Origin of the sequence: Micrococcus endophyticus, assembly GCF_014205115.1 — a bacterium.
GTDB lineage: Bacteria > Actinomycetota > Actinomycetes > Actinomycetales > Micrococcaceae > Micrococcus > Micrococcus endophyticus.
Genome location: NZ_JACHMW010000001.1, coordinates 229,023 through 253,695, shown reverse-complemented (window position 1 = coordinate 253,695; position 24,673 = coordinate 229,023). Strand labels below are relative to the sequence as shown.

Below are 24,673 nucleotides of genomic sequence, written 5' to 3'. Positions count from 1 at the left end.
GCGGTGGGCCCTCCACCCCTGACATCCGTCATGCCCGGATCCTGACGCCTGCCGCATCCGGGCGGGGCCCCGGCCGCGAAGACTGGGGGCATGAGCCGCACCGATCCCGTCCCCGACCTCGCCCACCCCGACACCCCACCCGCCGACCCCGCACCCGCCCTGCACGCCGCCGGCGTGAGCCGCCGCTTCGGCGCGGTCCGCGCCGTGGACGGCGTGGACCTGAGCATCCCCGCCGGCCAGGTGGTGGCCCTGCTGGGCCCCAACGGCGCCGGCAAGACCACTCTGCTGGACATGGCCCTGGGCTTCTCCTCCCCCAGCTCCGGCTCCGTCCGTGTCCTGGGCCAGGCCCCAGGCGCCGCGGTGCGCGCGGGCCGCGTGGGCGCCGTCCTGCAGACCGGCGGCCTGCTCAAGGACCTCAGCGTGCGCGAGACGGTCGCGATGGTGGCCGGCTGCCACCGCCGCCACATCGGCGTGGACACTGCCCTGGACCGCGCCGGTCTGCGGGGCCTGGCCCGGCGCAAGGTGAAGTCCTGCTCCGGCGGTGAGCAGCAGCGCCTGCGCTTCGCCCTGGCCCTGCTCACCGACCCGGAGCTGCTCATCCTGGACGAGCCCACGGCCGGCATGGACGTCGGCGGCCGCCACGGGTTCTGGGAGGCCATGCACGCCGAGGCGGCCCGCGGCCGCACGGTGGTCTTCGCCACGCACTTCCTCCCCGAGGCCGAGGACTTCGCGGACCGGATCGTGCTGATGCAGCACGGCCGGATCCATGCCGACGGCGCCCCGGACGCCCTGGCCGCCGGAGGCGCGGTCACCCTCTCCGGCCGCTGGACCGGCCCCGGCTCCCCCGACGCCCTGGCTGCGGAGCTCGGACTGGCGCCGGACGCCGTCGAGGTCCAGCCCGCCGAGGGCGGGGACCGCGTCCGCGTGCTCGTGGCGGCCGAGGCCCCCGTCACCGGCGACGAGGCCGCCCTGCACGTCCTCTCCCGCGGTCTGCTGCGGGACGTGGCCGTCACGCGCCCCTCGCTCGACGAGATGTTCCTGTCCCTCACCCGGGGCACGGACTCCGCCGCGCCCTCGCCCGAGACCGTTCCGGAGGCCCGAGCATGAACACCCCCGGCACCCCCGCCGCCGTCCGCACCACCACGCCCGCCGGCCGCCTGCTCGGCTATGCCGGGCGCGAGTTCGTCCGCACCGTGCGCCTCGTGGAGTCCACGTTCTTCACCGTGGTCCTGCCCGTGGCGCTGTACCTGATGTTCGGAGCGCTCTCCGACTGGGGCGACCAGCCCCTCGGCCACGGCGACGTCTCCGCCTACACCATGACCGGCATGGCCGTGTACGGCGCGGTCATGGCCACCACGTCGATCGCCGGGTCGGCCGCCGTCGAACGGCAGACCGGCTGGGGACGCCAGCTCTCCCTCACCGCCCTCACCCCCGGCGCCTACCTCGCCGGCAAGTGCCTCGTGGCGCTCGCGACGGCGGCGCTGCCGGTGGTGGCCGTGTTCACGGCGGGCGCCCTCACCGGCGCCCAGCTGGACACCGCCGGCACGTGGGCGGCGACGGGCGTGCTCGCCCTGGTCTCGTCCCTGCCCTTCGCGCTGTTCGGCCTCGCCGCCGCCCTGCTGTTCCGCTCGGAGGCCGCGGTGAGCGCCGCATCGGGCATGCTGGTGGTGTTCGGGTTCCTGGGCAACCTCTTCGTCCCGCTGGAGGGCATCATGCTGGAGATCGGCCGCTTCACCCCGGTGTACGGCGCCGGCGTGCTCGCCCGCTGGCCCCAGCTCGAGGGCGACCTCGCGCAGATGGGCCCCGGGGCGGCCCCGGCCGGCGACCCGCTCTGGCTGCCGCTCGTGAACCTGGCGGCCTGGACGATCGTGTTCGCGCTGATCTGCCTGGTGGCCGCCCGGTCCAGGACGGCGCGCGCGTGAGCCCCAGCGGCACCGCGTCCGCTCCGCTCCCGGCCGCCGGAACGCCGGCGGGCCGGGCCGGTGCCACGGCCTCCGAGGGTCCCGTCGTGCTCCCGCGCCGCGAGTGGCCCTCGGCCCTGGGCTTCAGCGGGGTCTGGCTCATCACCTTCGGCTTCGCGATCGCCGTCCTCGTGCCGCGCGTCCTGGACCCGGACGCCGCCGATCGCGGCGCCGCGATCGCCGGCCTGGCCGCCGTGGCCGTCTTCGTCCCCGTGTACCTCATCGCGTTCGTGGTGCCCCGGCCCCTGCCGGGGCGCCCGGCCTGGGCGGGCACGCTGCTCTACACCGCGGTGCTCACCGGGTGCCTGACGGTCCTGTCCGGGGCACTCGGTGTCATGGCGCTGCTGTACGCCACGTTCCTCATGGCGCTGTGGGTGTTCCCCCACCCGATGCGGCTCGCCGTCCTCGGGACCGTGGGCACCGCCGCGGTCACGGCCGCGGTGGCGCTGACGCTGTACCCGACCGACGACCGCCGGACCGCCGTGCTGGCCTACCTCGCCGTGGGCGCCGCCGTGATGCTCGTGATCCGCCTCGCCGTCGGGCGCGAGGAGCAGCTGACGGACATGCGGCAGGAGCTCGCCCTCGCCGGCCAGCGCGAGCGACTGGCCCGCGACCTGCACGACATCCTGGGCCACTCCCTCACCGCCATCAACGTCAAGGCGCAGCTGGTCGAGCGGCTCATCGCCGCCGACCCGGACCGGGCGCGGGCGGAGGCCTCCGAGGTGGTGGCCCTGAGCCGCGCCGCGCTCACCGAGGCCCGCGCCGCCGTCACGGACCTGGCCGTCCCCCGGCTCGGCGCGCAGCTCTCCGAGTCCGTGGGCGCCCTGCGCGATCAGGGGATCGCCGTCGAGGCGCCGCCCCACGGCGCCGTCGCGGAGGTCCCGGAGGCCCGCCGGGCGCTCGCGGCGTGGAGTCTTCGCGAGGCCGTCACCAACGTGCTGCGCCACGCCCGCGCCTCCCGGGTGCGGATCTTATTGGACGCCGGGCACGTCGCCGTGCACGACGACGGCACGGGGCTACCGGCCGGCGGCGCCGGCCCGCGGACGCTCGCCGCCCGCGCCGCGGACGCCGGTGCGCGGCTCGAGGTGGGCCCGGGGCTCGACGGGCGGGGAACCGCGGTGGCGGTGCGCTGGGCAGCGGTGGACGAGGAGAGGGGACGAGCATGAGCCGAGACCCGGGGATCGGGAGCGCTCCTGGCCGTGCCGAGCCGCGGGGCACCGAGCAGAGCCCCGCCGAGCCGAGTGCCACGGCACCGCTGCGCCTGCTGCTGGCCGACGACCAGGCGCTGGTCCGCGGTGCCCTCGCGGCACTCCTGGGGGCGGAGCCGGACCTCGAGGTGGTCGTGGAGCTGGGCTCCGGGGAGGGGGTGCCCGAGGCCGTGGCCGCCCACGGCGTGGACGTCGCGCTGCTGGACATCGAGATGCCCGGGGTGGACGGGCTCCAGGCCCTCGAGCGGCTCCGCGCGCAGGGGCTGGACTGCGCCGTGCTCATGGTCACCACCTTCGGACGGCCCGGCTACCTGGGCCGCGCCCTGGCGCTCGGGGCGCAGGGGTTCGTGGTGAAGGACACCCCGGCCGAGGCCCTGGCCGAGGCCGTCCGGGCCGCGGCGCGCGGCGAGCGGGTGGTGGACCCGACGCTCGCCGTGGACTCGCTGGCCGCCGGTGCCTCGCCGCTCACGCCGAGGGAGGCGGACGTGCTGCGCGAGGCGCTCACGGGCGCCTCCGTCCGGGCCATCGCGGCGCGCCTGCACCTGTCCTCCGGCACCGTGCGGAACCATCTCAGCGCGGCGATCGGCAAGACGGCGACGAGCACGCGCGGGGAGGCCGCCGTCGTCGCCCGGGACCGCGGCTGGCTCTGATCCGCGGCTCTGGGGCCGGCGTCTCCGGAGCCGGCGTCAGGTCTCCGCCGGCGCCCCGGTCGCGTCCGGGGCGTCCAGGGCCGCGCGGAAGGCGGCCTCGGCGCGCTCGCCGAACGGCACGAAGAGCACCCGCTCCACCGACCCGGCCCCCTGGGCGGCGACCTCCCGGCACGTGGTCACCGCAATCCGGGCCGCGTCGTCCATGGGCCAGCCGTAGACGCCGGCCGAGATGGCCGGGAACGCCACCGACCGGGCGCCGAGCTCCGCGGCCACCCGCAGGGACTCCCGGTAGCAGGAGGCCAGGGTCGCCGACTTGTCGATCGTCTTCGCCCACACCGGGCCCACCGTGTGGACGACCCAGCGGGCCGGGAGGCGGCCCGCCGTCGTCGCCACGGCCTGCCCGGCGGGCAGTCCGTCCGGCAGCTCGGTCTCGCGCAGGCGGCGGCACTCGGCGAGGATCTCGGGCCCGCCGCGCCGATGGATGGCCCCGTCCACCCCGCCCCCGCCGAGCAGGGTGGAGTTGGCGGCGTTGACGACGACGTCGGCGGTGGTGGCGGTGATGTCCCCGGGGGCGATGAGCAGCTCCATGCGCTCCACGCTAGGCCCGCCTGTCCGCCGCCGGACAGGCCCGGTAGCCTCGGGCCGGTGAGCACCTCGACCCCCTCCGACGCGACCCCCACCCCGCCCACGCGAGACCTGCTGCCGCTGATCACGCTCGCCGTGGAGCACGTGTTCGACACGCTCGGGCGCCGGCCCGTGTTCCACCCGACCATCCTGGCCGTCACCGCCGACGGCCAGCGCGGCATGTGGGAGCACCCCGACCTCGAGCCGGAGCAGGCCGCCGCCGAGGTGGCGAAGATCAGCCCGCGCCCGGCCCGCGCGGTGGCCGTGTTCGAGGGCGAGGCCGACACCGAGGACGGCCCGCGCCCCGCCGTGGCCGTGGAGGCCTTCGACGCCGCCGCCCTGGCCTCCGTGCGCCTCGTCTTCACCTACCTGCCCGGCGTCCCCGGGGCCGGGATCGCCGCGCAGGTCGACGGCGACCCCCAGGTGGTCGCCAACGGCCCGAACCCGCTGTTCGGCTGAGCCGGGCGCGCCAGCGGAGGCAGGCCGGCGGGGGGCGCCGAGGCACGCCGGCGACGGGTCCGGCCGCGGGTCCGGCCGCACGACGACGGCGCGCCGCCGCTTAACGCGTCCGCCTCGCCTGGAAGGGTGGAGGCATGGACATCCTCAGCCTGCTGCTCGCCCTCGCCCTCGGCCTCGTGGTCGGCGCCCTGACGGGCGCCTGGCTCATGTGGCGCCGCGCGGCCGGCGGCGGTGAGGAGGCCCGCCGCGCGGAACAGGAGCTGGCCGCGCTGCGCGTGGAGCACCAGGGGACGCGAGAGGAGCTCGCCGCCGCCCGCGCGGAGCACCGGGCCGTGGCGGCCGCGCGCGCGGAGGACGTGGAGCGGCAGCGCTCCGAGGCCCGCGTGCTCTCCACCCTCACCCCCCTGGGGCAGCAGCTCACCGCCCTGCAGGAGCAGGTGGGCGTGCTCGAACGGGACCGCGCCGCGCAGTTCGGCCGCCTCGGGGAGCAGCTGCGCGCCGCCGCGGCCACGGACCGGGACCTGCTGAACCAGACCACCTCCCTGATGGCCACCCTGCGCTCCACCTCCGCCCGCGGACACTGGGGCGAGGCCCAGCTGCGCCGCGTGGTGGAGGCCGCCGGGATGCTCCACCACGTCGACTTCTCGGAGCAGTCCACCCTCAGCGGGCGGGACGGCGAGCGCCTGCGCCCGGACCTGCTGGTGTCCCTGCCCGGGGGCAAGACCATGGCCGTGGACGCCAAGGCCCCCATCGGGGACGCCCTCGCCGCCGAGGCGCTCGCGGACGAGCCCGGCGAGGAGGCCTGGGAGCGGAGGCAGGCCCTGGCTGCCCAGCACGCGGCCGCGGTGCGCCGCCACGTGGACCAGCTCTCGGCCAAGGCCTACTGGGCCGGACTCGAGCACTCCCCCGAGCTCGTCCTCTGCTTCCTGCCGGCCGAGTCCCTGCTCGCCGCCGCCCTGGACGCGGACGGCGGCCTGCTGGACCACGCCTTCTCCCGCAACGTCGCCCTCGTCGCCCCCGTCTCCCTGCTGACCGCCCTGAAGTCGGTGGCCTACGCCTGGCGCCAGGACACCCTCGCGGAGAACGCGCACACGGTGGTCGCCAGCGCCAAGGACCTCTACGAGCGCCTGGGGACCCTCGGCACCCACCTGGACCGCATGGGCGGCTCCCTCAAGACCACGGTGGACCGCTACAACCAGCTCGTCGGCAACGTGGAGTCCCGGGTGCTCCCGGCGGCCCGCAAGCTGCGGGAGGCGGACCCGGGCCTGGCACCCACCCCGGACATCCGCACCCTCGAGTCCGCGCCGCGCGTGCTCTCCGCCCCCGAGCTCGTCGAGGGCGTCGAGCAGGACGAGCTCCGCCGTCGCCGCGAGGACCCGGCGCGCGAGGAGGCCGTGCGGGAGGACCCGGCCCGGGAGGCCTGATCCGCCCCGGCCGGCGCGCCGGCCTCGGTTCTGTGTGTCCAAGATCACTTGCTATCGTGAAACTCACAGAGAGTTGCCAGCCCGCACTCGAAACCCGAACCGTGAGGAGGCGCCCATGGCGTCCCGCCCCGTCCCGCCGCCGAGCAACGTGAACGAACACGTCTCGCGCTTCGACCCGCAGGCCGCCGCCCAGGAGTTCGAGCACGAGACCTCCCCGGGCATGCGCGACCAGCCGCTGACCGGCGGCGAGCACACCAAGCGCATCATCGGCCTCGTGGCCGGCCCGCTCCTCGCGATCGGCCTCTACCTGCTCATGCCGGGCGACCTCGCCGTCTGGCCCCGCCTCGTCGCCGCCACCGCCGTGCTCATGGGGGTCTGGTGGATGACCGAGGCCCTGCCCATCCCGGCCACGGCCCTGCTGCCGCTCGTCGTCTTCCCGCTCGGCGTGCCCGCCGCGGAGTCGGACGGCGGCGTCACCTTCGACTCCATCGGCGCCAGCTACGGCAACAACATCATCTTCCTGTTCATGGGCGGCTTCATGCTCGCCCTGGCCATGCAGCGGTGGAACCTGCACCGCCGGATCGCCCTCGGCGTGCTCAAGCTCATGGGCGCCAAGACCGTGAACCTGGTCCTGGGCTTCATGATCGCCACCGGCTTCATCTCCATGTGGGTCTCCAACACCGCCACCGCCGTGATGATGCTGCCGATCGGCGTGTCCATTCTCGTGCTGGTCCAGCGCTACGGCACCGAGGACGCCCTCGCCGCGGACGCCGTCCCCGCCGCCGAGCAGTCCGCCCCCGGCGAGGCCCCCACCCAGGCCGAGATCCGCTCGCTCACGAAGTCCAACTTCGGCACCGCGCTCATGCTCGGCATCGCCTACGCCGCCTCCATCGGCTCCCTCGGCACCATCATCGGCACCCCGCCCAACACCCTGCTGGCCGGCCACATGGCCACCGAGCACGGCATCGAAATCGGCTTCGGCCAGTGGATGCTCGTGGGCGTGCCGATCGCCGTCGTCCTGCTGCTGGCCTGCTGGCTGCTGCTGACCCGCGTCATGTTCCGCCCGGAGATCGACGAGGTCCCCGGCGGCCGCGACCTGATCGCCGCCGAGCTGGCGCGTCTGGGCCGCATGAGTGCCCCCGAGGCCAAGGTCCTCGTGATCTTCGTCCTCGCCGCCCTGGCCTGGATCACCGTGCCGCTGCTGTCCGAGTACGTGCTCGGCCTCGACTCTCCGCTCCTCTCGGACGCCGCCATCGCCATGGTCGTCGGCCTCGTCCTCTTCCTGCTGCCCGCCGGCGGCGGTGCCGGCCGCGGCGTGCGCCTGCTGGACTGGGAGGCCGCGAAGGACCTCCCGTGGGGCGTGCTGCTGCTCTTCGGCGGCGGCCTGGCCCTGTCCGGCCAGTTCTCCAAGTCCGGCCTGTCCACGTGGCTCGGCGAGCAGGTGCGCAGCCTGGGCGAGATCCCCGTGTGGGTGCTCGTGGTGATCGCCGCGATCGGCATCCTGCTGCTCACCGAGATGACGTCCAACACCGCCACCGCGGCCACGTTCCTGCCCGTGGCCTCGGGCGTGGCCCTGGGCACCGGCGTCGAGCCGCTCATGCTCGCCGCCCCCGTGGCCCTCGCCGCCACCTGCGCGTTCATGCTGCCGGTGGCCACCCCGCCGAACGCCATCGCGTACGGCTCCGGCTACGTCACCATCGGCCAGATGGTGAAGGGCGGCGTGTGGCTGAACATCATCGCCGCCGTGCTCATCTCCGTGGCCTCGATGACCCTGCTGGTGTGGGTCTTCGGCCTCTGAGCCACGCCTCCACCACGCGGACGGCCCCGTCCCCGGAGCGATCCGGGGCGGGGCCGTCGGCCTTGCAGGCGGGGCTCAGCGGGCCGCCAGGACGCGCAGGGCGCGCTCGGTCAGGTCCTCCACGGTCGAGTCGTTGGCCAGCACGGCGCCGGGCTCGTCCGCCTCGAGGGGCTCGAGCGTGGCCGCCTGGCTGTGCAGCAGCGTCGGCGGCATATAGTGCCGGCGCCGCGCCATCCGGTCCCGGATCTCGGACTGGGGCGCGTCCACGTGGAGGAACACCACGCGGGCCGGACCGTCCCGGAGCAGGTCGCGGTAGGAGCGCTTGAGGGCGGAGCAGGTCACGATGGCGCCGCGCTCGGCCGCGGCGCCCGCCGTCCAGTCCCGGATCCGATGCAGCCAGGGCAGCCGGTCCGCGTCGGTGAGCGGGGTGCCGCCGGCCATCTTCGCCACGGCCTCGGGACTGTGGAACTCGTCCGCCTCCGCGAACGGGACGCCGAGGGCCGCGGCCAGGCGCAGCGCCAGCACCGTCTTGCCCGATCCGGAGACGCCCATGACCACCACGGCCGTCCCGGCCAGGTCCGGCACGGACCCCACGGCCTCGAGCGCGCGCCGGGCGTCCTGCACGGCGGCCGCGCGGGACTCCGGGGTGGCGGCGTCGTCGTCGGCGGCGGTCAGCCCGGTGCGGTCGTCGTCGTCGCGCTGGTCCAGGCTGCTCAGCCCTCGGTCCGGCGGCCGCCGAGGCCGCGCGAGTCGTCGCCCACGCGCTTGAGCTCGGCACGCAGCTCCTTGGGCAGGGAGAACATGATGTCCTCCTCCGCGGTGACCACCTCGTCCACCTGCCCGTAGCCGTACTCGGCCAGCAGGGCCAGCACGTCCTGGATGAGGACCTCGGGGACGGAGGCGCCGGAGGACAGGCCCACCGTGGAGACGCCCTCGAACCAGGACTCGTCCACCTGGCTGGCGAAGTCCACGCGCTCCGCGCGGGAGGCACCGTACTCCGCGGCGACCTCCTTGAGGCGCACGGAGTTCGAGGAGTTCGCCGAGCCCACGATGATCACGAGGTCGCACTCGGGCGAGATGGACTTGATGGCCGCCTGGCGGTTGGAGGTGGCGTAGCAGATGTCGTCCGAGGGCGGGTCCTGCAGGTTCGGGAAGCGCTCGCGCAGCACGGCGACGATCTCGAGGGTCTCGTCCACGGAGAGCGTGGTCTGGGAGAGCCAGATCAGGTTGTCCGGGTCCGCCACCTGCACGGCGCGCGCCTCGGCGACGTCGTTGATCACGGTGGTGTGCTCCGGCGCCTCGCCGTACGTGCCCTCGACCTCCTCGTGGCCCTCGTGGCCGATCAGGAGGATCTGCTTGTCCTGCTTCGCGAAGCGCACGGCCTCGCGGTGGACCTTGGTCACGAGGGGGCAGGTGGCGTCGATGGTGCGCAGGCTGCGCCGCTCGGCGTCCTGGACCACGGCCGGGGACACGCCGTGGGCGGAGAACACGGTGAGGGCGCCCTCGGGGATCTCGTCGAGCTCCTCGACGAACACCACGCCGCGCTCGGTCAGGGTGTCCACCACGTGGCGGTTGTGCACGATCTCCTTGCGGACGTACACGGGGGCGCCGTGGTGCTCCAGGGCCTTCTCGACGGCGACGACGGCGCGGTCCACGCCGGCGCAGTAGCCGCGGGGGGCGGCGAGCAGCACGCGCTTGTCGCCGGAGACGGGGGCGGCGGCCTCCACGTCCTCACGGGTGCGGCGGACGCGCGGGACCTGCGGCATCCCGAGGCCGACGGCGGACGGGCGGGCGGAGACGGAGGGTGCGGACATGCCGACCATGCTATCGGCCGGGCACGGGGCCGGGCCCGGCCGTCCGCCCTCAGCGGGACGCGGGGTCGGCGGCCGCCCGGGAGCCGCCGCGGTCGCGCGGGGGCGTGGTCCGGCCTGCGCGGGCGGCGGAGAGCACCAGTTCGGCCACGAGCAGCGCCGCGCCGACCGCGAGCGCGATCCAGCCCGCCGTCGTCAGCCCGTCGGCGTAGGGGGCGAGGGCGGCGTCCACGGCCGGGCGCAGGGCCTGCTCCACGCGCTCCACGAGCCGGGCGATGCCGGCGGGGGCGCCCTCCGGGGCGGCGACGGCGAACGCCTCCGCGCGCGTCGCGTTCGCGAGCAGGTAGCCGCCGACGAGCGCGGTCGCGGCCGAGAGCAGGACGGCCACGCCGCGCCAGCGCAGCGGGGCGATCAGCACCGCCGCCGCCAGGAGGACGACGGCGCCGCCGGCGGCCCAGCGCCAGTGCACGGAGGCGCCCACCCAGCGGGCCACCTCGGAGCGGTCCACGTCCCGCAGGGCGTCCACGGTGACGGTCATGGTGAGGTCGGTGCGGTCCCGCAGCTCGGCGGCGCGCTCGTGGAGGGGGCCCACGAGCGTGTCCACGGCCCAGTCGCCGAAGTCCACGCCGAGCAGCCGCTCCACGAGCTGCTGGCCGGGCAGGTTCAGGCGGTCCTCGCGCAGGTCCGTCTCGAGGTCCCCGAGCGCCGCCGCCACGCCGGACTGGGCCACCGGGCCGAACGGGATCGTGAAGTCCCCGCCGGGCACCGGCCCCGTCGCGTCCGAGGCCTCCCGCAGGTCGTGCAGCCAGGCGCGACGGGCCTCGTCTGCGGTGTCGGACCAGCCGCGCACCACGCCCTCGTCCTGCGCCGCGGACTCCGCCATCGGGCGGACCAGGTCCTGGGCGAGCCCCCGCAGCGGCCCGGGCACGCCCTCGGGCACGGCGTCCCCCACCGCGTCGGCGACGGCCCCCGGGATGGCCGCGCGGACGTCGTCGTCGGAGGCCACCTGCTCCGCCGCCTGCCGCACCAGCGCGGGCCGGTGGGCGGCCTCGTCCACGAGGGCGCCGGCCGTGGCGAGCACGGCGAGCACCCCCGCGACGAGCGCGAGGAGCACGGCGGTCAGCTGGCGCATGGGGCGGTCCTTCCGGGGCGGGGGCTCGTCCACAGGGCTGAGGGGACGGCGACGGCGGCGCGTTACTGTGTCCGAGGGTACTGACACCCTCGTGATCGGGTCGTGGACCCGCCGCCGCTCCCCCGCCGGGAGGGCGCCGCCGCCAGGAACAGGAGCCGAACGTGGACCCCAGCAGCACCGCGCACGTCGAGGCGGACGCGCTCCTGGACGCCGGCGTGCCGGCCACCGCGTCCCAGACCTCGGCCGAGCGCCCGTGGCCGCTGCGGCGGCTCTCGGAGAACCTCAAGCTGCACATCGAGCGCGCCCCCGCCACGTGGATCGAGGGGCAGCTGATCGAGTACAAGAACAATCGCGGCAACGTGTACATGACCATGCGGGACCTCGAGGAGGAGTACTCCCTGCCCGTCACCGCGTGGCGGAACGTGGCCGTGACCTTCGAGGGCACGGTGCAGCAGGGCTCGCGCGTGGTGGCCCGGGTCAAGCCGAACTTCTGGACCAAGGCCGGGCGGCTGTCCATGGTGGTGCAGGAGATGCGCCCCGTGGGGCTCGGCGACCTGCTGGCCCGCGTGGAGCTGCTGCGCCGCCGCCTCGGCGAGGAGGGGCTGCTGGACCCGGCCCGCAAGCGCCCGCTGCCGCTGCTGCCCGGTCTCGTGGGGCTCATCACCGGCCGGGACTCGGACGCGAAGAAGGACGTGCTGCGCAATGCCCAGCTGCGCTGGCCGGCGGTGCGCTTCGAGGTCCGCGAGGTGGCGGTGCAGGGCCCGGAGGCGCCCCGCCAGGTGGCGGCCGCCCTCGCCGACCTGGACGCCGACCCCGCCGTGGACGTGATAGTCATCGCCCGCGGCGGCGGCGCCCTCGAGGAGGTCGTGCTGCCGTTCTCGGACGAGGCGCTCGTGCGCGCCGTCGCCGCCGCCCGCACCCCCGTGGTCTCCGCCATCGGCCACGAGGCGGACCGGCCCGTGCTGGACGACGTCGCGGACGTGCGCGCCTCCACCCCCACGGACGCGGCCAAGCGCATCGTCCCGGACGCCGCCCAGGAGGCCGCCGGCATCGCCGAGGCCCGTCGCCGGCTCGCCGCCGCGGTGGAGCGCCGGGTCCAGCGCGAGGGCGAGGGGCTGGCCCAGCTGCGCTCCCGCCCCGTGCTCGCGGACCCGGTGGTCATGGTGGACGGGCGCGAGCAGGACCTGCACGCGTGGCGCGAGCGCGCCCGGCGCGCCACGGCGCACCGGCTCACCCGCGAGCGCGACGCCGTCGAGCACCTGGTGGCCCGCGTGCGGGCGCTCTCCCCGCAGCAGACCCTGGACCGCGGCTACGCGGTGGTCCAGCAGGAGGGCCGGCTGATCCGGGACGCGGCGCAGGTGGCCCCCGGGGAGGACGTCGACATCCTCGTGGCCTCCGGGCGGATCAGCGCGGAGGTCACCGCCGTGCGCCCCGGTCGCGTGGGCGGCCCGGGGACGGTGCAAGACGAGGACGAGCAGGCAGGAACGAAGGAGCAGGCATGAGCGAGCAGCAGCAGGAGCAGACCGGCGCCCCCGTGGAGGGCTTCACCTCGGCGGACACGTCGGACGTGGCGGGCATGAGCTACGAGCAGGCGCGCGCCGAGCTCGTGGAGACCGTCACGCGGCTCGAGGCGGGCGGCGCCGGCCTCGAGGAGTCGCTGGCGCTGTGGGAGCGGGGCGAGGCCCTGGCCGCCCGCTGCCAGGCCTGGCTCGACGGCGCCCGCGCCCGCCTCGACGAGGTGCGCGGCGCGGCCGACTCCCCCACCGCCTGACCCCCGCACTTTCGTGCGGGAAACGGGAGGCGTCCCCGGCGCTTTCGTGCGGGAAACAGGAGGCTATCCCTTCACCCAGCCCGCACACGCGCGGGGGCGAGGGCCCACCGGCCCCCGCCCCCGCGCGTCGTCATCCCGCCGGGATCAGGCGGTCTGGTCCTCGTGCTTGCCTTCGGCCAGCTCCTCCACGACCTTGGCGTTGAAGGCGTCGAGGTCCTCCGGGGAGCGCGAGGTGGTCAGCCCGTTGTCCACGACGACCTCCTCGTCCACCCACTGGGCGCCCGCGTTCTTCAGGTCGGTCTTCAGCGAGGAGTAGCTGGTCAGACGACGGCCCTCCACGACGCCGGCCTCGATCAGGGTCCACGGGGCGTGGCAGATGGCCGCCACCGGCTTGTGCTGCTCGAAGAAGGCACGCACGAACGCCTGCGCGTCCTTGTTGACGCGCATGGCGTCCGCGTTCAGGGTGCCGCCCGGCATCACGAGGCCGTCGAAGTCCTCGGCCTTGGCGTCCTTCACCGTGGTGTTCACCTCGAAGGACTCGCCGTGATCCCAGTCGGACTGCATCGCGGTGATGGTGCCGGACTCCGGCGAGACGAGCACGGGGGTCGCGCCGGCGGCGATCACGGCCTCCCACGGGGAGGTCAGCTCGACCTGCTCGACGCCGTTGGTCGCGAGGAACGCGACGGTCTTGCCGGTCAGCGGGGCGTTCTGGGCAGCGTTCTCAGTCATGAGTCCACCTTTCGGATCGGGTCCGGCACGCCTCTGCGGCGGCCGGTGTTCCTTGATCAACTCACTGCGGCCCCGGGCCTGGCAAGGTCCGGCCACCACTGCCCGCCCACCGCGTACGACGGCGGCGCTCAGCCCGCCCACCGCGACGACGGCGGCGCTCAGCCCGCCCACCGCGACGACGGCGGCGCTCAGCCCGCCAGCAGGCGACGGCGGGCGGCCTCGACGTCGAAGTCGGCCTCGGGCCAGTCGAGGTCCAGCCCCTGCAGGGTCTCGATCAGCAGCTGCTGCACGGCCAGGCGCGCGAACCACTTGCGGTCCGCCGGCACCACGAACCACGGGGCGTCCTCGGTGTCCGTGCGCTCGATCGCGATCCGGTACGCGTCCATGTAATCGTCCCAGTAGGCACGGTCGTCGAGGTCGCCCTCGTTGAACTTCCAGTGCTTCGTGGGGTCGTCGAGGCGCGCGAGGAGCCGCTCGGCCTGCTCCTCGGCGGAGATCCGCAGCATCACCTTCACGATCCGGGTGCCGGCGGCGCGCACGCGGGACTCGAACTCGCGGATGGCCCCGTAGCGCTCCTCCACCTCGGCCAGGGGGGACAGCTCCCGCACCCGGTGCACGAGGACGTCCTCGTAGTGGGAGCGGTCGAACACGGAGACCCGGCCGGGGCGGGGCAGGTGCGGGCGGATGCGCCACAGGAAGTCGTGGGCGCGCTCCTCGGCCGTGGGCGCCTTGAAGGCGTGCAGGTGGACGCCCTGGGGGTCCATCGCCCCGATCACGTGGCGCATGATCCCGCCCTTGCCGGCGGTGTCCATGCCCTGGATCACCAGCAGCAGCGACGGCACCTCGCCCGAGGGCGCCTCGCGCGTGGACTGCGCGAAGAGCAGCTCCTGCAGGTCGGCGAGCACGTCGGCGCGGTCGGCGAGGTCCTGCTTGCCCTGGGCCTTGCCGCCCGTGTAGCCGGGGGTCGCGGAGGCGTCGACGTCGGCCGGGTCCGCCACGGCGTCCCCGCGGCGGGCGGCGAACAGCTCCCGGGCGGGGGCCGAGAACACGCCCGTCTCGGCGCCTTCGGCGTCGTCCGGGCGGACGGTTTCGGCGGTGCCGTTCTCAGCCACGGCGCTCCCTCCAGTCCTCGAGGAAGTCCTCGAGACGGTCGAGGGCCACGTCCAGGTCCTCCACGCTGGGCAGCGTGACGAGCCGGAAGTGGTCCGTGTGCGGGTAGTTGAAGGCGCCGCCGTGGGAGACCAGGATCTTCTTGGCCCGCAGCAGGTCGATCACGAACTCCTGGTCGTCCTCGATCGCGTAGACCTCCGGGTCCAGGCGCGGGAACAGGTAGAGCGCACCCTGGGCGGGCTGGACGGAGACGCCGGGGATGTCGTTGAGCCGCTTCTGCGCGAGGTTGCGCTGCTCGAGCAGCCGGCCGCCGGGGAGCACGAGGTCGTCGATGGACTGGTAGCCGCCGAGCGCCACCTGGATGGCGTGCTGGGCCGGCACGTTGGCGCACATGCGCATGTTGGCCAGCAGGGTGAGGCCCTCGAGGAAGTCGCGGGCGCGGTGCTTGGGCCCGGAGACGGCCACCCAGCCGGAGCGGAAGCCGGCCACGCGGTAGGCCTTGGACAGGCCGGAGAAGGTGAGGGTGAGCACGTCGTCGGACAGGCCGGCGGCGTTGATGTGCCGGGCGCCGTCGTAGGTGATCTTCTCGTAGATCTCGTCCGCCATCAGGACCAGGCCGTGCCGCCGGGCCACGTCGATGATGCCCTGGAGGATCTGGCGCGAGTAGACGGCGCCGGTGGGGTTGTTCGGGTTGATCAGGACGATGCCCTTGGTCCGCTCGGTCACGAGGGACTCGATGTGCTCGAGGTCGGGCGCCCAGCCCTCCTCCTCCACGCAGCGGTAGTGCACGGCGCGGCCGCCGGCCAGCGTGGTGGCGCCGGTCCACAGCGGGTAGTCGGGCGAGGGGACGAGGATCTCGTCGCCGTCGTCCACGAGGGCCTGCAGCACCATGGAGATCATCTCGGACACGCCGTTGCCGATGAACACGTCCTCCACGCCGATGTCCCGGATGCCGCGGGACTCGTAGTACTGGGAGACGGCGGTGCGCGCCGAGTAGATGCCCTGCGAGTCCGAGTAGCCCTGCGCGTGGGGCAGGTGCCGGTACATGGCCTGCAGGATCGCGTCCGGCGCCTCGAACCCGAACGGGGCGGGGTTGCCGATGTTCAGCTTCATGATCCGGTGACCGGCGGCCTCCATGCGCTGCGCCTCCTCCAGGATGGGGCCGCGCACGTCGTAGCGGACGTTCAGGAGCTTGGCGGACTGGCGGATCTGGCGGGGTCGCGGGGTGGGCATGCCCCCATCATGGCACCGCGGCGGGCGGCGTGCATCACAGGGACGCACGCGCGTCACGGGGCGTCTGCGGCGCCCGCGGCCGGGTCAGAACCAGGAGTCCCGGGGCATGAACCAGCCCTCCGGGACGTCCTCGAGCCCCTGGTCCACGAGCCAGTAGCGGGCGGCCTCGGCCGGCGGGAGCGCGTCCGCGCCGGTGGTGATCCGCTCGAGCTCGCGCAGCCCGTCCTCGTTGAGGGCGGAGAGCACTTCCTCGATGCGCCGCTGCGCGTCGTCGTCGAGGGCGTCCGGGGCGCCGACGGCGGCCAGGCGGCCCTCGGGCAGCACCCGCTCGGGGTCCTCGAGGGGCACGAGCATGCTCGCCGGGATCTCGGGGTCGGTGGCGGAGAGGAGTCCCAGCTGGGCCTGGTCGGCGACGACGACGGCGGCCGCGGACGCGTCCTCCTCCCGCCACGTCCCGGGCCGGCAGCCGGCGAGCCGGTCGAGCCGGGCGTGCAGGGCGGCGTTCGCCTCGGGATCGCCGGCGAGGCCGGCCGGCAGCGCGGCCGTGAGCCCCTCGCACCGGCCGTTGAGGTCCTCGAGGGCGTCGAGCTCGAGCCGCGCCGCCGTCGTGGCGGTGACCACGGCGCTCAGGCGCAGCACCCCCGCGGAGGAGCCCAGCACGGCGACGGCGTCGCCCGGCTCCGGGGACGCGCCGGCCTCGGCGTCGCCCTGCAGGAGGCGCTCGACGACGCGGCCGGCCTCGGCGGCGTCGGCGGCGGGCTCGCCGTCGGGCAGGGGGGTCGGCTCGGGCGTGGCGGAGGCGTCGGCGGCGTCGGCGGACTCGGAGGCCGTGGGCAGGCCGAGGCCGGGATCCGCGGGGTCTCCGGCCTCGCCGCCCTCCGTGGGCTCCGGGCTCGGCTCGGGCGGCGCGGGCAGCACGGCGGCGGCGTCGGCGGCCACGGCCAGGCGCAGGGTGTCCACCACGGCCACGGTGTGCGCGTCGGCGGCGGTCCAGGCCGGCTGCGCGAGGGGCACGCCGTCCTCGTCCGTGACGGCGTGGCCGCCCTGGCGCAGGTGGCGGGAGAGGACAGCGGCCACGGCCGGCTCCAGGCCCTGCCCGCCGTGGACCACGGTCAGGGGCGTGCCGGAGGCCTCCGGGGTGGCGGACGCCGTCGGCTCGGGGGTGCAGGCGCCCAGGGCGAGGGCGAGCGCCGCGGCGGCAGAGACGGCCGGCAGGGCGCGCCGGCGGGCCGGGCCGCTCATGCGGCCGCTCCGGCCCGGGCGAGGGCCTCGCGCACCCACGGCGCGGTGCGCACGGCGTCCAGGCCGGCCAGGTCGAACCAGCGGGCGTCCGTGGAGGAGCCGCCGACCTCGGGGCGCAGCACGCCGCCGGTGATGCGGGCCGTGTAGAGGACCTGCACGGTCAGCAGCGGCAGGGCCTCGCCGCGTAGGCGCCGCTCGGCCGGGATCACGCCGGTGGTGACGCCGAGCAGCCCGGTGAGCTCGGCGGTGTGGCCGGTCTCCTCCCACACCTCGCGCCGGCAGGCCTCCTCGGGGCTCTCCCCCAGCTCGATCCCGCCGCCGGGCAGCGTCCACACGAGGTGCTCGGGACCCTGCCACGAGCTGAGCAGCACGCGGCCGCCGTCGACGATCAGCGCGTAGGCCCCGGCGCGCGTCTGGAAGGGGCCGGCGGGCGCGTCCGCGCGGGCGGGCTCGGCGTCCGGGACGGGGGTGGGGCTCATGGGCGGCAGGCTCCTGGCGGCAGGGGACGGCCCGCGGCGGGAGACGCCCGGGCCCGGCCAGTCTACGAGCACCGCCCACCGCGAACACCCCCGCGCCCGGGCCCGGGGCGTCCTACGCTGGAGGACCACCCGTCCCCGTCCCCCGGAGAGGAGCAGCACCCGTGGACGCCCCGCAGCAGACCCCCGCGCCGGCCGACGTCGGCCCCACGGCCGTGCTCGCGCGCGTGCGCACCCTCCTGGCGGAGGCGCGCACGTCGGGCGCCCCCGAGGACGCCGTCGACGCCGCCCCCGTGGACCACGACGCCCGGCAGTGGTGGGAGCTCTCGCTGGAGGCGGCGCTGCGGGACGAGCCGCGGGAGTCCGCGCGCTGCGCCGAGTCCGGCCTGGCGGCCCTGGGCCCGGGCGAGGACGGCGTGCGCCTGTCCCTGCTGCGCGCCCTCGCCGTGGCCGCGGACCGGCTCGGGGACGAGACCGGGCTGACGCGGTGGATCGAGGCCCGCGCCGCGCTGCTGCGCACCCTGGGCCGTCCCCGGCAGGCGGCCCTGGAGACCCAGCTGGGCGCCTCCCTCGTGCGCGAGCCGGACGGCTTCGAGGCGGCCGTGCTGGCCGGCGTCGTGGAGGAGGAGCCGGGCGTGCCGGGCGAGGAGCCCGGGGACACCGTGCTGCCCGAGGCGGCGCTGGCCCTGGCGGTCCACCGGGTGCACGCCTCGGACCTGGACGGGGCGATGGCGGCGGCCCGCCGCGCCGTCGAGTCGCTGCGCGGCCTGCGCGCCGCCGGCGCCGTGCTGCCGGTCGGCTCGTGGTCGAGCGCGCACCTGCTGCTCTCCCGCCTGCACCTGTGGCGGGGCGAGCACGCGGAGGCGGACGAGGCCGCGGCCGTGGTGACCTCGCTGCCCGCCGCCCGCGCCGTCCTCGCCTCGGCCACGACGGTGCGCGCGATCGCCGCGCACGAGCAGGACCGCCCGACGGCGGCGCTCGCCCTCGCCCTGGACGCGGCGGACCGCATGGCGCGGGTGGGCCTGCGACGGGGCGCCGCCTCGGCGGCCTCCCTGGCCGGCCGGGTGGCCGGGGACCTGGAGGGCCACGAGGAGGCCGCGGTGGCCGCCTGGGAGCTGGCCTCCGTGCACGCCGAGAAGGCCGAGGCACCCGAGGCGTCGAGCCTGAGCTACTGGTGGGCCCACCAGCTCGTGCTGGCCGGCCGTCCGGACGAGGCCGAGCCGCTGCTCGCCCGCCTCGTGCGCCGGGAGGCGGCCCAGGGCCACGACGTCGAGCAGGCCCGGGCCCTCGTGGACCTCGGCCACGCCCACCACGACCAGGACCGCTCGGAGAACGCGCTGCCCCTGTGGCGCGAGGCCGCCGGGCTCTTCGAGGCCCACGGCCGCTGGGAGGACGCCGCCCGCACGCTCCTGGCGGCCGGCGCCCTCGTGAACCGCGAGCGCGACGAGCTCACCCGCCCCTCCGCGCTGGACCTGTTCGAGCGCGCCGTGGCGGCGGCCCGCCGCGCCGTGGACGAGGACCCGGCCGTGCTGCCGGCCGCCCTGCACGCGCACGGTTACCTGCTGTGCGAGTCCGGGCGTCCGGAGGGCCTGGAGCTGCTGGACGAGGCCGTGGCGCTCGTCCGCGAGGCCGAGGCGCCCTGGCAGGTGGCCGACTACACGGACACCCGCGCGCGGGCGCTGTGGTCGCTGGAGCAGGGGGCGGAGGCCGTCTCGACGGCCCTGCACGCCGCCGACCTGTTCACCGCGGCGCAGGACCCGGAGGGCGCGGCCCAGGCGGAGCTGTTCGCCGCGTCCGTGGTGGCCGAGGACGGCAGCCCGGAGCAGGCGGCCACCCTCTTCCGCCTGGTGAGCGAGTCCACCCAGTCCACGCTCGTGCGCCTGGGAGCCCTCACGGGCCTGCACCAGTGCCTCTCCGCGGTGGGCGACCACGACGGCGCCGCGCGGGTGCGGGACGACCTCGACGCGGTCCGGGAGCAGCTCGGCGCGGACTGAGCCGGCCGGCGGCCCCGGACCGACCGCCTCGGCGGTGCGGACCCGCGCGGGATGAAGCCGTCTCTCATGCGCCCCTCATGGACGTGGGGCATCGTGGTGGCATGTCCCGCACCCCCCGTCTCCTCCTCGCGATCGTGCTGGCGCTCATCGTCGTCGCCGGGGCGGTCGCCCTCGCGCTGAACGCCGCCCGGCCCGGCCAGACGGTCCTGAGCCCGCAGATCACCCTGGGCTCCATGCCGGCGGCCCCCTCGGGCGGCCCCGCCTCGGCGGTCCGCCCCTCCCCCGCGTCGTCGTCGGCCGCCGCCTCGTCCTCGGCCGCCCAGTCGCGTGCCGCCGCCGAGTCCCGCGCCGCTTCCGCCGCGGCGTCGTCGTCGGCCGCCGCCGAGTCCCGGGCCGCCGTCGCCGCCGAGGAGGCCGCCGCAGAGTCCCGCGCCGCCGAAGAGGCCGCGGCCGAGTCCCGCGCCGCCGCCGCGGCCGAGTCCCGCGCCGCCGCAACCGTGTCCCGCGTTCCCGCGCCCGCACCCACGCCTCTGGCAGACTCGTGGGACGCGGACGACGACGGGGATGACGATGACGACTGGGACGACGATGACGACGACGGGGACGACGACTCGGACGACGATGACGACGATGACGACGACTGGGACGACGACTCGGACGACTGGGACGACGACTGACCCAGGGCGGACGCCCTGAGCGCCTCACGCACCGAGGAGCTGCGCCAGCGCTGGCAGTCCCTGCCGGTGCGCACGCGCCTGAGCACCCTCCTCGCCCTCGTCCTCGTGCTGTCGCTGACGGTCTCCGGCATCACCGCCTACACCGTCCTGCGCATCACCGTGAACGACCGGATCGAGGCCAGCCTGCAGCGCGTCGTCGATCAGGTCGCCCTGCTCTCCGAGACGGGTGTGGACCCCGAGACGGGCGAGCCGCCGGACTCCGCCGCCGCCTTCATCCGCCTGGCCATGCTGCGGGTCCTCCCCCATGACAACGAGGGCATCCTGGGCCTCGCGCCCGACCGGGCCGAGCTGGCCGCGAGCGACGCCGTCGAGCTGCGCCTCGAGGAGGACCCCGAGCTCGTCGCGTGGGCGCTGGCCCGGGTGGGCGATCAAGAGGCCCGCGCGGAGACCGTCACGACCAACAGCGCCACGTACCGGGCCGTGGTCGTGCCCGTGACCGGCTGGGGCCAGGACGACGCCGGCGCCCTGCTGCTGGCCGTGGACGTGGACGCGGAGGTCGGCCGGCTGGACCGCACCTTCCTCGGTTTCGCCGGCGGCGCGCTGCTCACCACGGTGTTCGCCCTCGCCGTGGGCGTGCCGCTGCTGCGCCGCGTCTTCGCCCCGCTCGAGTCCCTCCAGGAGGCGGTCGGCGAGGTCACCGAGCACGACCTGGACCGGCGCGTGGAGGTGCTCGGCCACGACGACGTCGCGGCCCTCGGCCACTCCTTCAACGCCATGCTGGAGCGGCTCGAGGACTCCTTCGCCTCCCAGCGCCGCCTCCTGGACGACGCCGGCCACGAGCTGCGCACGCCGGTGACGATCGTGCAGGGCCACCTCGAGGTGATGGACCCGGACGACCCCGCGGACGTGCGCGAGACCACCCGCCTGACCCTCGACGAGCTGGACCGGATGAGCCGCCTCGTGGACGACCTGCTGGTGCTCGCCAAGGCCCAGCACCCCGACTTCCTGCGCCCGGCCCCCGTGGACGTGGCCGAGCTGACCCGCGGGGTGCTGACCCGCGCGTCGGGCTTCGACGGCCACGTGTGGGAGCTCGACGGCGTCGCGGAGGTCACCGCCTCCCTCGACGCCCAGCGGATCACCCAGGCGTGGCTGCAGCTGGCCGCCAACGCGGTCCGGTACTCCGAGCCGGGCACCGTGGTGCGCCTGGGCTCGGCCGTGGAGGGCGACACCCTGCGCCTGTGGGTCCAGGACCACGGCGTGGGCGTGCGCCCCGAGGACCGCGCCCAGATCTTCGAGCGGTTCGGCCGGGGCGCGCACGGCACCCGCGCGGACGGCTCAGGCCTGGGCCTGGCCATCGTCTCCTCGATCGCCGCCGCGCACGGCGGGGAGGTGAGCCTGGACTCCGTGCCCGGGCTCGGCAGCGTCTTCCGCATCGAGCTGCCCCTGAGCACCCCGAGCCGGCCGGCCGGCTCCCTCACCCCCGGGAAGGACCCCGCATGATCCCTGTGCTGCTGATCGAGGACGAGGAGCGCATCGCCGCGTTCGTCACCAAGGGCATGGCCGCGGAGGGCATCGCGGTCACCACGGCCGGCACCGGCGCCGAGGGCGTGGGACTGGCCATGACCGGGGCCTTCGAGCTGGTCATCCTGGACCTGGGCCTGCCGGACGCGGACGGCTTCGACGTGCTCGCCCGGATCAGGCGGCAGAACGCGCACCTGCCCGTCATCATCCTCACGGCGCGCTCCTCGGCCCAGGACACCGTGGAGGGCCTGACCTCCGGGGCGGACGACTACATGCCCAAGCCCTTCCGGTTCGCCGAGCTGCTGGCCCGCGTGCGGCTGCGCCTGCGCCCGGGCGCCCCCGCCCCGGAACCGACGGACTCGGTGCTGCGCCACGGCGACCTCGAGCTGGACCCGGCCTCCCACACGGCGCGCGTGGACGGGCGCACGGTGGCGCTCTCGGCGCGCGAGTTCGCCCTGGCCGAGGAGTTCCTGCGCAGCCCCGGCCAGGTCCTCAGCCGCGAGCAGCTGCTGGACGGCGCGTGGGGCGAGGACTTCGAGTCCGGCTCCAACGTGGTGGACGTGTACGTGCGCTACCTGCGCGCCAAGATCGGTGCGGAGCGGATCCTCACGGTCCGCGGCCTGGGCTACCGGCTGGCCGGCGAGGACGAGCTCAGCGGCTGACGCGGGCCAGCGCGGCGTCCGCGGCGGCGCGGCGGGCGGTGCGGGCGGCGCGCGGGACGGAGGGGTCGGCCCCGAGGGCGGCGAGCACGACGGCGGCGCGCGCGGCGAGCGCCACCTCGTCCGTCTCGGTGCGGGCATGCGCCCGCACGCGCTCGGCCACGGCCCGGACGGCGCCGCCGCCGGGGCCGAGGTCGGCGGCCGCGGCCTCGAGGTGGGCCAGCAGGGTGGCCCAGTCGTCCACGCGGTGCCCGAGACCGAGGCCGTCGCAGTCCACGAGCCCGGTGACGCGCCCGCCGGAGGCGTCCACGTGCAGGTTGCCCGGGTGCAGGTCCCCGTGCACCGGCACGGGCGGGCCGGGGTCGCCGGCGGCCAGGGCGGCGCGCAGGCGGTCGGCGCGGGCGGCGGACTCGGCCTGACGCTCCGGGTCCAGCACGACGGCGGCCCACGCGGCGTGCTCGAGCAGCACGGCGGCGGCGTCGGGGGCGGGCCCCGCCTCGCCCGGGGGCGCCGGCATCCGGTCGAGCACCTCGGCGACCCGGGCGGGGTCGAGGGCGTCGGCTCGCGCGTCACCGAGCAGGGCGCCCCAGGGCAGGCCGGGGACGTTCCCCAGGAGCAGCGCGCCCCGCTCGGGGGCCGCCAGCAGGTCCGGGACGGGCACGCCGGCCGCGCGCGCCGCGCTCAGCCGCGCGGCGACGGCCTCGGCGGCGGCCGGGGCCAGCACCTTGAGGTAGGCGCGGGAGCCGGCGAGGCCCGCGTCCGCGGCGTCGAGGGCGATCACCGCCCGCTCCCGGGGCCGGTAGCCGCGCCAGGTGAGGCGGACTCGGCCCGGGGCCGTGCCCAGCAGGGCGGCCAGGCCGGCGTCGTCCTCCGTGAGCGCGAGCCCGGGCAGGGCGGGGTCGGCGGCGGCCCACCACCAGAGGGTGCCGTCCTCGAGGACGCCGCGCTCGCTCGTCCGCGCCGAGCCGGGAGGGGCGGCGTCGGGACCGGTCCGCGGGTCGCGGGCCAGGACGAGGGTGCGGGTGCGGACCCGGGCGTCGCCGGCGCGCCCCTCCATGACGTCCACGTCCAGCACGCGCGCGAGCCGACGTCCCCGCTGCAGGTGCAGGGCGTCGGCTCGGGTGCGCAGCCAGCGCAGGCCGGAGGCGCGGACGGCGAGGGGCGCGGAGGCGCGCCCGATGCTCACGGCCGCGCCCGCCGAACCACGGTCAGGAGGCGCGGCGCCGGGCCAGGACGTGGTCCAGGTCCAGGGCGGCGACGTCCTGCTCGGCCGTGGCGCTGAGCGCCTCCTCGTGCTCGGCGGCGCGGGCGGCGTCCTTGAGGCGGACGTCCGAGCCCGCGGCCTCCGGGGCCGTCAGCGGGGCGGGGGCGGGGCGCAGCATCTCGGGCGCGTCCAGGTAGGTGGGGCGCGGCACCACGGGGAGGGTGACGGTGTCCGTCGCCTCCGGGGCGCGCACGGCGGACGCGGCGACGACCGTCGGCGCGGCGGCGGCGGGGGCAGCCGGGGCCGCGGCGCTGACGCGGGGCGCCTCGTCCTCGAGGGCCAGCACGGTCTCGAACACGCGGCGGTCCCGCTCGGGGTCGACGCGGGCCGCCTCGGGAGCGGCGTGCGGCGCGGCCTCGGCGGGCGCCTCGACGACGGCGGCGGGGGCGCGGCGGGCGCGGTCCCGCACGGCGAGGGCGCGCAGGCCCGCGACGGCGGCCACGGCGAAGAGCAGGCAGGCGCCGGCCAGACCCGCGGTGCCCGCCCCGAACGCGGCGGCCACGCCGGCGACGAGCGCCACCGCGAGCGCCGCGAGGGCGGCGAGGAAGAGGGCGGTGCGACCCCAGCGGACCTGGAGGCCGGCGGTGCGGCGGCCCGCGGCGCGCGCGGAGTCGGCCAGGCCGCTCACGCGGCCCGAGAGCCGCTCGGTCAGGGCGCGGACGGCGGGCGAGCTCTGCAGGCGGTGCATCGTGGACCTCAGCATCGTCGGGCGGGCGGGGGCGGACTCGACGCGGCGGCGGCGCACGACGAGCCGCCAGGCGAAGTAGGCCACGAGGGCCAGGATGACGAAGGAGGCGCTGACGCGGGCGTCGGCCAGCGCGTCGAGCGCGGCCCGTCCCGCCGAAGCCGGCGCCGTGGTGTCCTCCATGCGGCCAGCCTAGACCGGGGGGAGCGCCCCGCCGCGGAGCCCGGGCCGGTGCGTCCCGGCGT

24 protein-coding genes are annotated in these 24,673 nt (G+C 76.4%); 13 read left to right on the top strand and 11 right to left on the bottom strand.

Annotated elements, in window-relative coordinates; translation table 11 throughout:
* Positions 1–90: 90 nt before the first annotated feature.
* The 4 genes from HDA33_RS01250 (at position 91) to HDA33_RS01235 (ending at position 3,819) form a co-directional block, all read left to right on the top strand.
* Complete coding sequence (locus HDA33_RS01250; RefSeq protein ID WP_184170039.1) at positions 91–1,107, top strand: ABC transporter ATP-binding protein; 1,017 nt, start codon at positions 91–93, stop codon at positions 1,105–1,107.
* Entirely contained in the window at positions 1,104–1,922 is an 819-nt protein-coding gene (locus tag HDA33_RS01245) for an ABC transporter permease (protein ID WP_184170036.1), read from the top strand. The genes HDA33_RS01250 and HDA33_RS01245 overlap by 4 nt, the downstream gene beginning before the upstream one ends.
* An 86-nt stretch (positions 1,923–2,008) precedes the next feature.
* The gene (locus tag HDA33_RS01240) at positions 2,009–3,127 is read left to right on the top strand and encodes a sensor histidine kinase (protein WP_338104214.1); all 1,119 of its coding nucleotides are present in this window, start codon (positions 2,009–2,011) and stop codon (positions 3,125–3,127) included.
* A complete protein-coding gene (locus HDA33_RS01235) occupies positions 3,124–3,819 on the top strand; it encodes a response regulator transcription factor (RefSeq protein WP_184170030.1) in 696 nt (231 codons plus the stop codon). The genes HDA33_RS01240 and HDA33_RS01235 overlap by 4 nt, the downstream gene beginning before the upstream one ends.
* A 36-nt stretch (positions 3,820–3,855) precedes the next feature.
* On the opposite strand, the gene HDA33_RS01230 is transcribed toward HDA33_RS01235, so the two are convergent.
* Positions 3,856–4,407: an O-acetyl-ADP-ribose deacetylase gene (locus HDA33_RS01230; protein WP_184170027.1), complete on the bottom strand. Its 552-nt coding sequence runs from the start codon at positions 4,405–4,407 to the stop codon at positions 3,856–3,858.
* A 57-nt stretch (positions 4,408–4,464) separates the two neighbouring features.
* On the opposite strand from HDA33_RS01230, the gene HDA33_RS01225 reads away from it, so the two are divergent.
* The 3 genes from HDA33_RS01225 to HDA33_RS01215 all read left to right on the top strand — a co-directional run bounded on the left by HDA33_RS01225 (position 4,465) and on the right by HDA33_RS01215 (position 8,124).
* Positions 4,465–4,902 carry a hypothetical protein gene (locus HDA33_RS01225; RefSeq protein ID WP_184170024.1) on the top strand — a complete coding sequence of 146 codons (438 nt, stop codon included), beginning with the start codon at positions 4,465–4,467 and terminating at the stop codon, positions 4,900–4,902.
* A gap of 134 nt (positions 4,903–5,036) precedes the next feature.
* Complete coding sequence (locus tag HDA33_RS01220; protein ID WP_184170021.1) at positions 5,037–6,326, top strand: DNA recombination protein RmuC; 1,290 nt, start codon at positions 5,037–5,039, stop codon at positions 6,324–6,326.
* 115 nt (positions 6,327–6,441) lie between these two features.
* On the top strand, positions 6,442–8,124 hold the full coding sequence (locus tag HDA33_RS01215; RefSeq protein ID WP_184170018.1) for an SLC13 family permease: 1,683 nt from the start codon (positions 6,442–6,444) through the stop codon (positions 8,122–8,124).
* A 75-nt stretch (positions 8,125–8,199) separates the two neighbouring features.
* Here HDA33_RS01215 and HDA33_RS01210 read toward each other — a convergent pair whose 3' ends face one another.
* The 3 genes from HDA33_RS01210 to HDA33_RS01200 all read right to left on the bottom strand — a co-directional run bounded on the left by HDA33_RS01210 (position 8,200) and on the right by HDA33_RS01200 (position 11,067).
* Positions 8,200–8,748, bottom strand: coding sequence for a gluconokinase, GntK/IdnK-type (locus HDA33_RS01210; RefSeq protein WP_184170015.1), 549 nt, complete (start codon positions 8,746–8,748; stop codon positions 8,200–8,202).
* Positions 8,749–8,837: 89 nt separating this feature from the next.
* Complete coding sequence (locus HDA33_RS01205) at positions 8,838–9,938, bottom strand: 4-hydroxy-3-methylbut-2-enyl diphosphate reductase (protein WP_184170012.1); 1,101 nt, start codon at positions 9,936–9,938, stop codon at positions 8,838–8,840.
* Positions 9,939–9,987: 49 nt separating this feature from the next.
* Positions 9,988–11,067, bottom strand: a complete 1,080-nt coding sequence (locus tag HDA33_RS01200) for a hypothetical protein (RefSeq protein ID WP_184170009.1) — start codon at positions 11,065–11,067, stop codon at positions 9,988–9,990.
* Positions 11,068–11,228: 161 nt separating this feature from the next.
* Between HDA33_RS01200 and xseA the strand changes: the two genes are divergently transcribed.
* Positions 11,229–12,569, top strand: coding sequence for an exodeoxyribonuclease VII large subunit (xseA, locus tag HDA33_RS01195; RefSeq protein ID WP_184170006.1), 1,341 nt, complete (start codon positions 11,229–11,231; stop codon positions 12,567–12,569).
* Positions 12,566–12,838, top strand: a complete 273-nt coding sequence (locus HDA33_RS01190; RefSeq protein ID WP_158491483.1) for an exodeoxyribonuclease VII small subunit — start codon at positions 12,566–12,568, stop codon at positions 12,836–12,838. Before xseA ends, HDA33_RS01190 begins: the two co-directional genes overlap by 4 nt.
* 144 nt (positions 12,839–12,982) lie before the next feature.
* Here the strand turns inward: HDA33_RS01190 and HDA33_RS01185 are convergent, their stop codons facing one another.
* The 5 genes from HDA33_RS01185 to HDA33_RS01165 form a co-directional block, all read right to left on the bottom strand.
* Entirely contained in the window at positions 12,983–13,567 is a 585-nt protein-coding gene (locus HDA33_RS01185; protein WP_184170003.1) for a type 1 glutamine amidotransferase domain-containing protein, read from the bottom strand.
* A 188-nt stretch (positions 13,568–13,755) separates the two neighbouring features.
* The gene (locus HDA33_RS01180; RefSeq protein ID WP_184169999.1) at positions 13,756–14,679 is read right to left on the bottom strand and encodes a PPK2 family polyphosphate kinase; all 924 of its coding nucleotides are present in this window, start codon (positions 14,677–14,679) and stop codon (positions 13,756–13,758) included.
* Complete coding sequence (locus tag HDA33_RS01175; RefSeq protein ID WP_017488983.1) at positions 14,672–15,910, bottom strand: pyridoxal phosphate-dependent aminotransferase; 1,239 nt, start codon at positions 15,908–15,910, stop codon at positions 14,672–14,674. The genes HDA33_RS01180 and HDA33_RS01175 overlap by 8 nt, the downstream gene beginning before the upstream one ends.
* Before the next feature lie 84 nt (positions 15,911–15,994).
* Positions 15,995–17,152, bottom strand: a complete 1,158-nt coding sequence (locus HDA33_RS01170; protein ID WP_184169996.1) for a glycine betaine ABC transporter substrate-binding protein — start codon at positions 17,150–17,152, stop codon at positions 15,995–15,997.
* The gene (locus HDA33_RS01165; RefSeq protein ID WP_158494283.1) at positions 17,149–17,631 is read right to left on the bottom strand and encodes an NUDIX hydrolase; all 483 of its coding nucleotides are present in this window, start codon (positions 17,629–17,631) and stop codon (positions 17,149–17,151) included. The genes HDA33_RS01170 and HDA33_RS01165 overlap by 4 nt, the downstream gene beginning before the upstream one ends.
* A gap of 161 nt (positions 17,632–17,792) precedes the next feature.
* On the opposite strand from HDA33_RS01165, the gene HDA33_RS01160 reads away from it, so the two are divergent.
* The 4 genes from HDA33_RS01160 to HDA33_RS01145 all read left to right on the top strand — a co-directional run bounded on the left by HDA33_RS01160 (position 17,793) and on the right by HDA33_RS01145 (position 22,482).
* A complete protein-coding gene (locus HDA33_RS01160) occupies positions 17,793–19,622 on the top strand; it encodes a hypothetical protein (protein WP_184169993.1) in 1,830 nt (609 codons plus the stop codon).
* Positions 19,623–19,723: 101 nt separating this feature from the next.
* On the top strand, positions 19,724–20,299 hold the full coding sequence (locus HDA33_RS01155) for a hypothetical protein (RefSeq protein ID WP_184169990.1): 576 nt from the start codon (positions 19,724–19,726) through the stop codon (positions 20,297–20,299).
* 66 nt (positions 20,300–20,365) lie between these two features.
* Positions 20,366–21,799, top strand: coding sequence for an ATP-binding protein (locus HDA33_RS01150; RefSeq protein ID WP_184169987.1), 1,434 nt, complete (start codon positions 20,366–20,368; stop codon positions 21,797–21,799).
* Positions 21,796–22,482: a response regulator transcription factor gene (locus tag HDA33_RS01145; RefSeq protein ID WP_184169984.1), complete on the top strand. Its 687-nt coding sequence runs from the start codon at positions 21,796–21,798 to the stop codon at positions 22,480–22,482. Before HDA33_RS01150 ends, HDA33_RS01145 begins: the two co-directional genes overlap by 4 nt.
* Here the strand turns inward: HDA33_RS01145 and HDA33_RS01140 are convergent.
* Both HDA33_RS01140 and HDA33_RS01135 read right to left on the bottom strand, forming a co-directional pair.
* Positions 22,472–23,665, bottom strand: a complete 1,194-nt coding sequence (locus tag HDA33_RS01140) for a phosphotransferase (RefSeq protein ID WP_184169981.1) — start codon at positions 23,663–23,665, stop codon at positions 22,472–22,474. The genes HDA33_RS01145 and HDA33_RS01140 overlap by 11 nt on opposite strands.
* A gap of 22 nt (positions 23,666–23,687) precedes the next feature.
* On the bottom strand, positions 23,688–24,611 hold the full coding sequence (locus HDA33_RS01135; protein WP_184169978.1) for a hypothetical protein: 924 nt from the start codon (positions 24,609–24,611) through the stop codon (positions 23,688–23,690).
* Between the last annotated feature and the right edge of the window lie 62 nt (positions 24,612–24,673).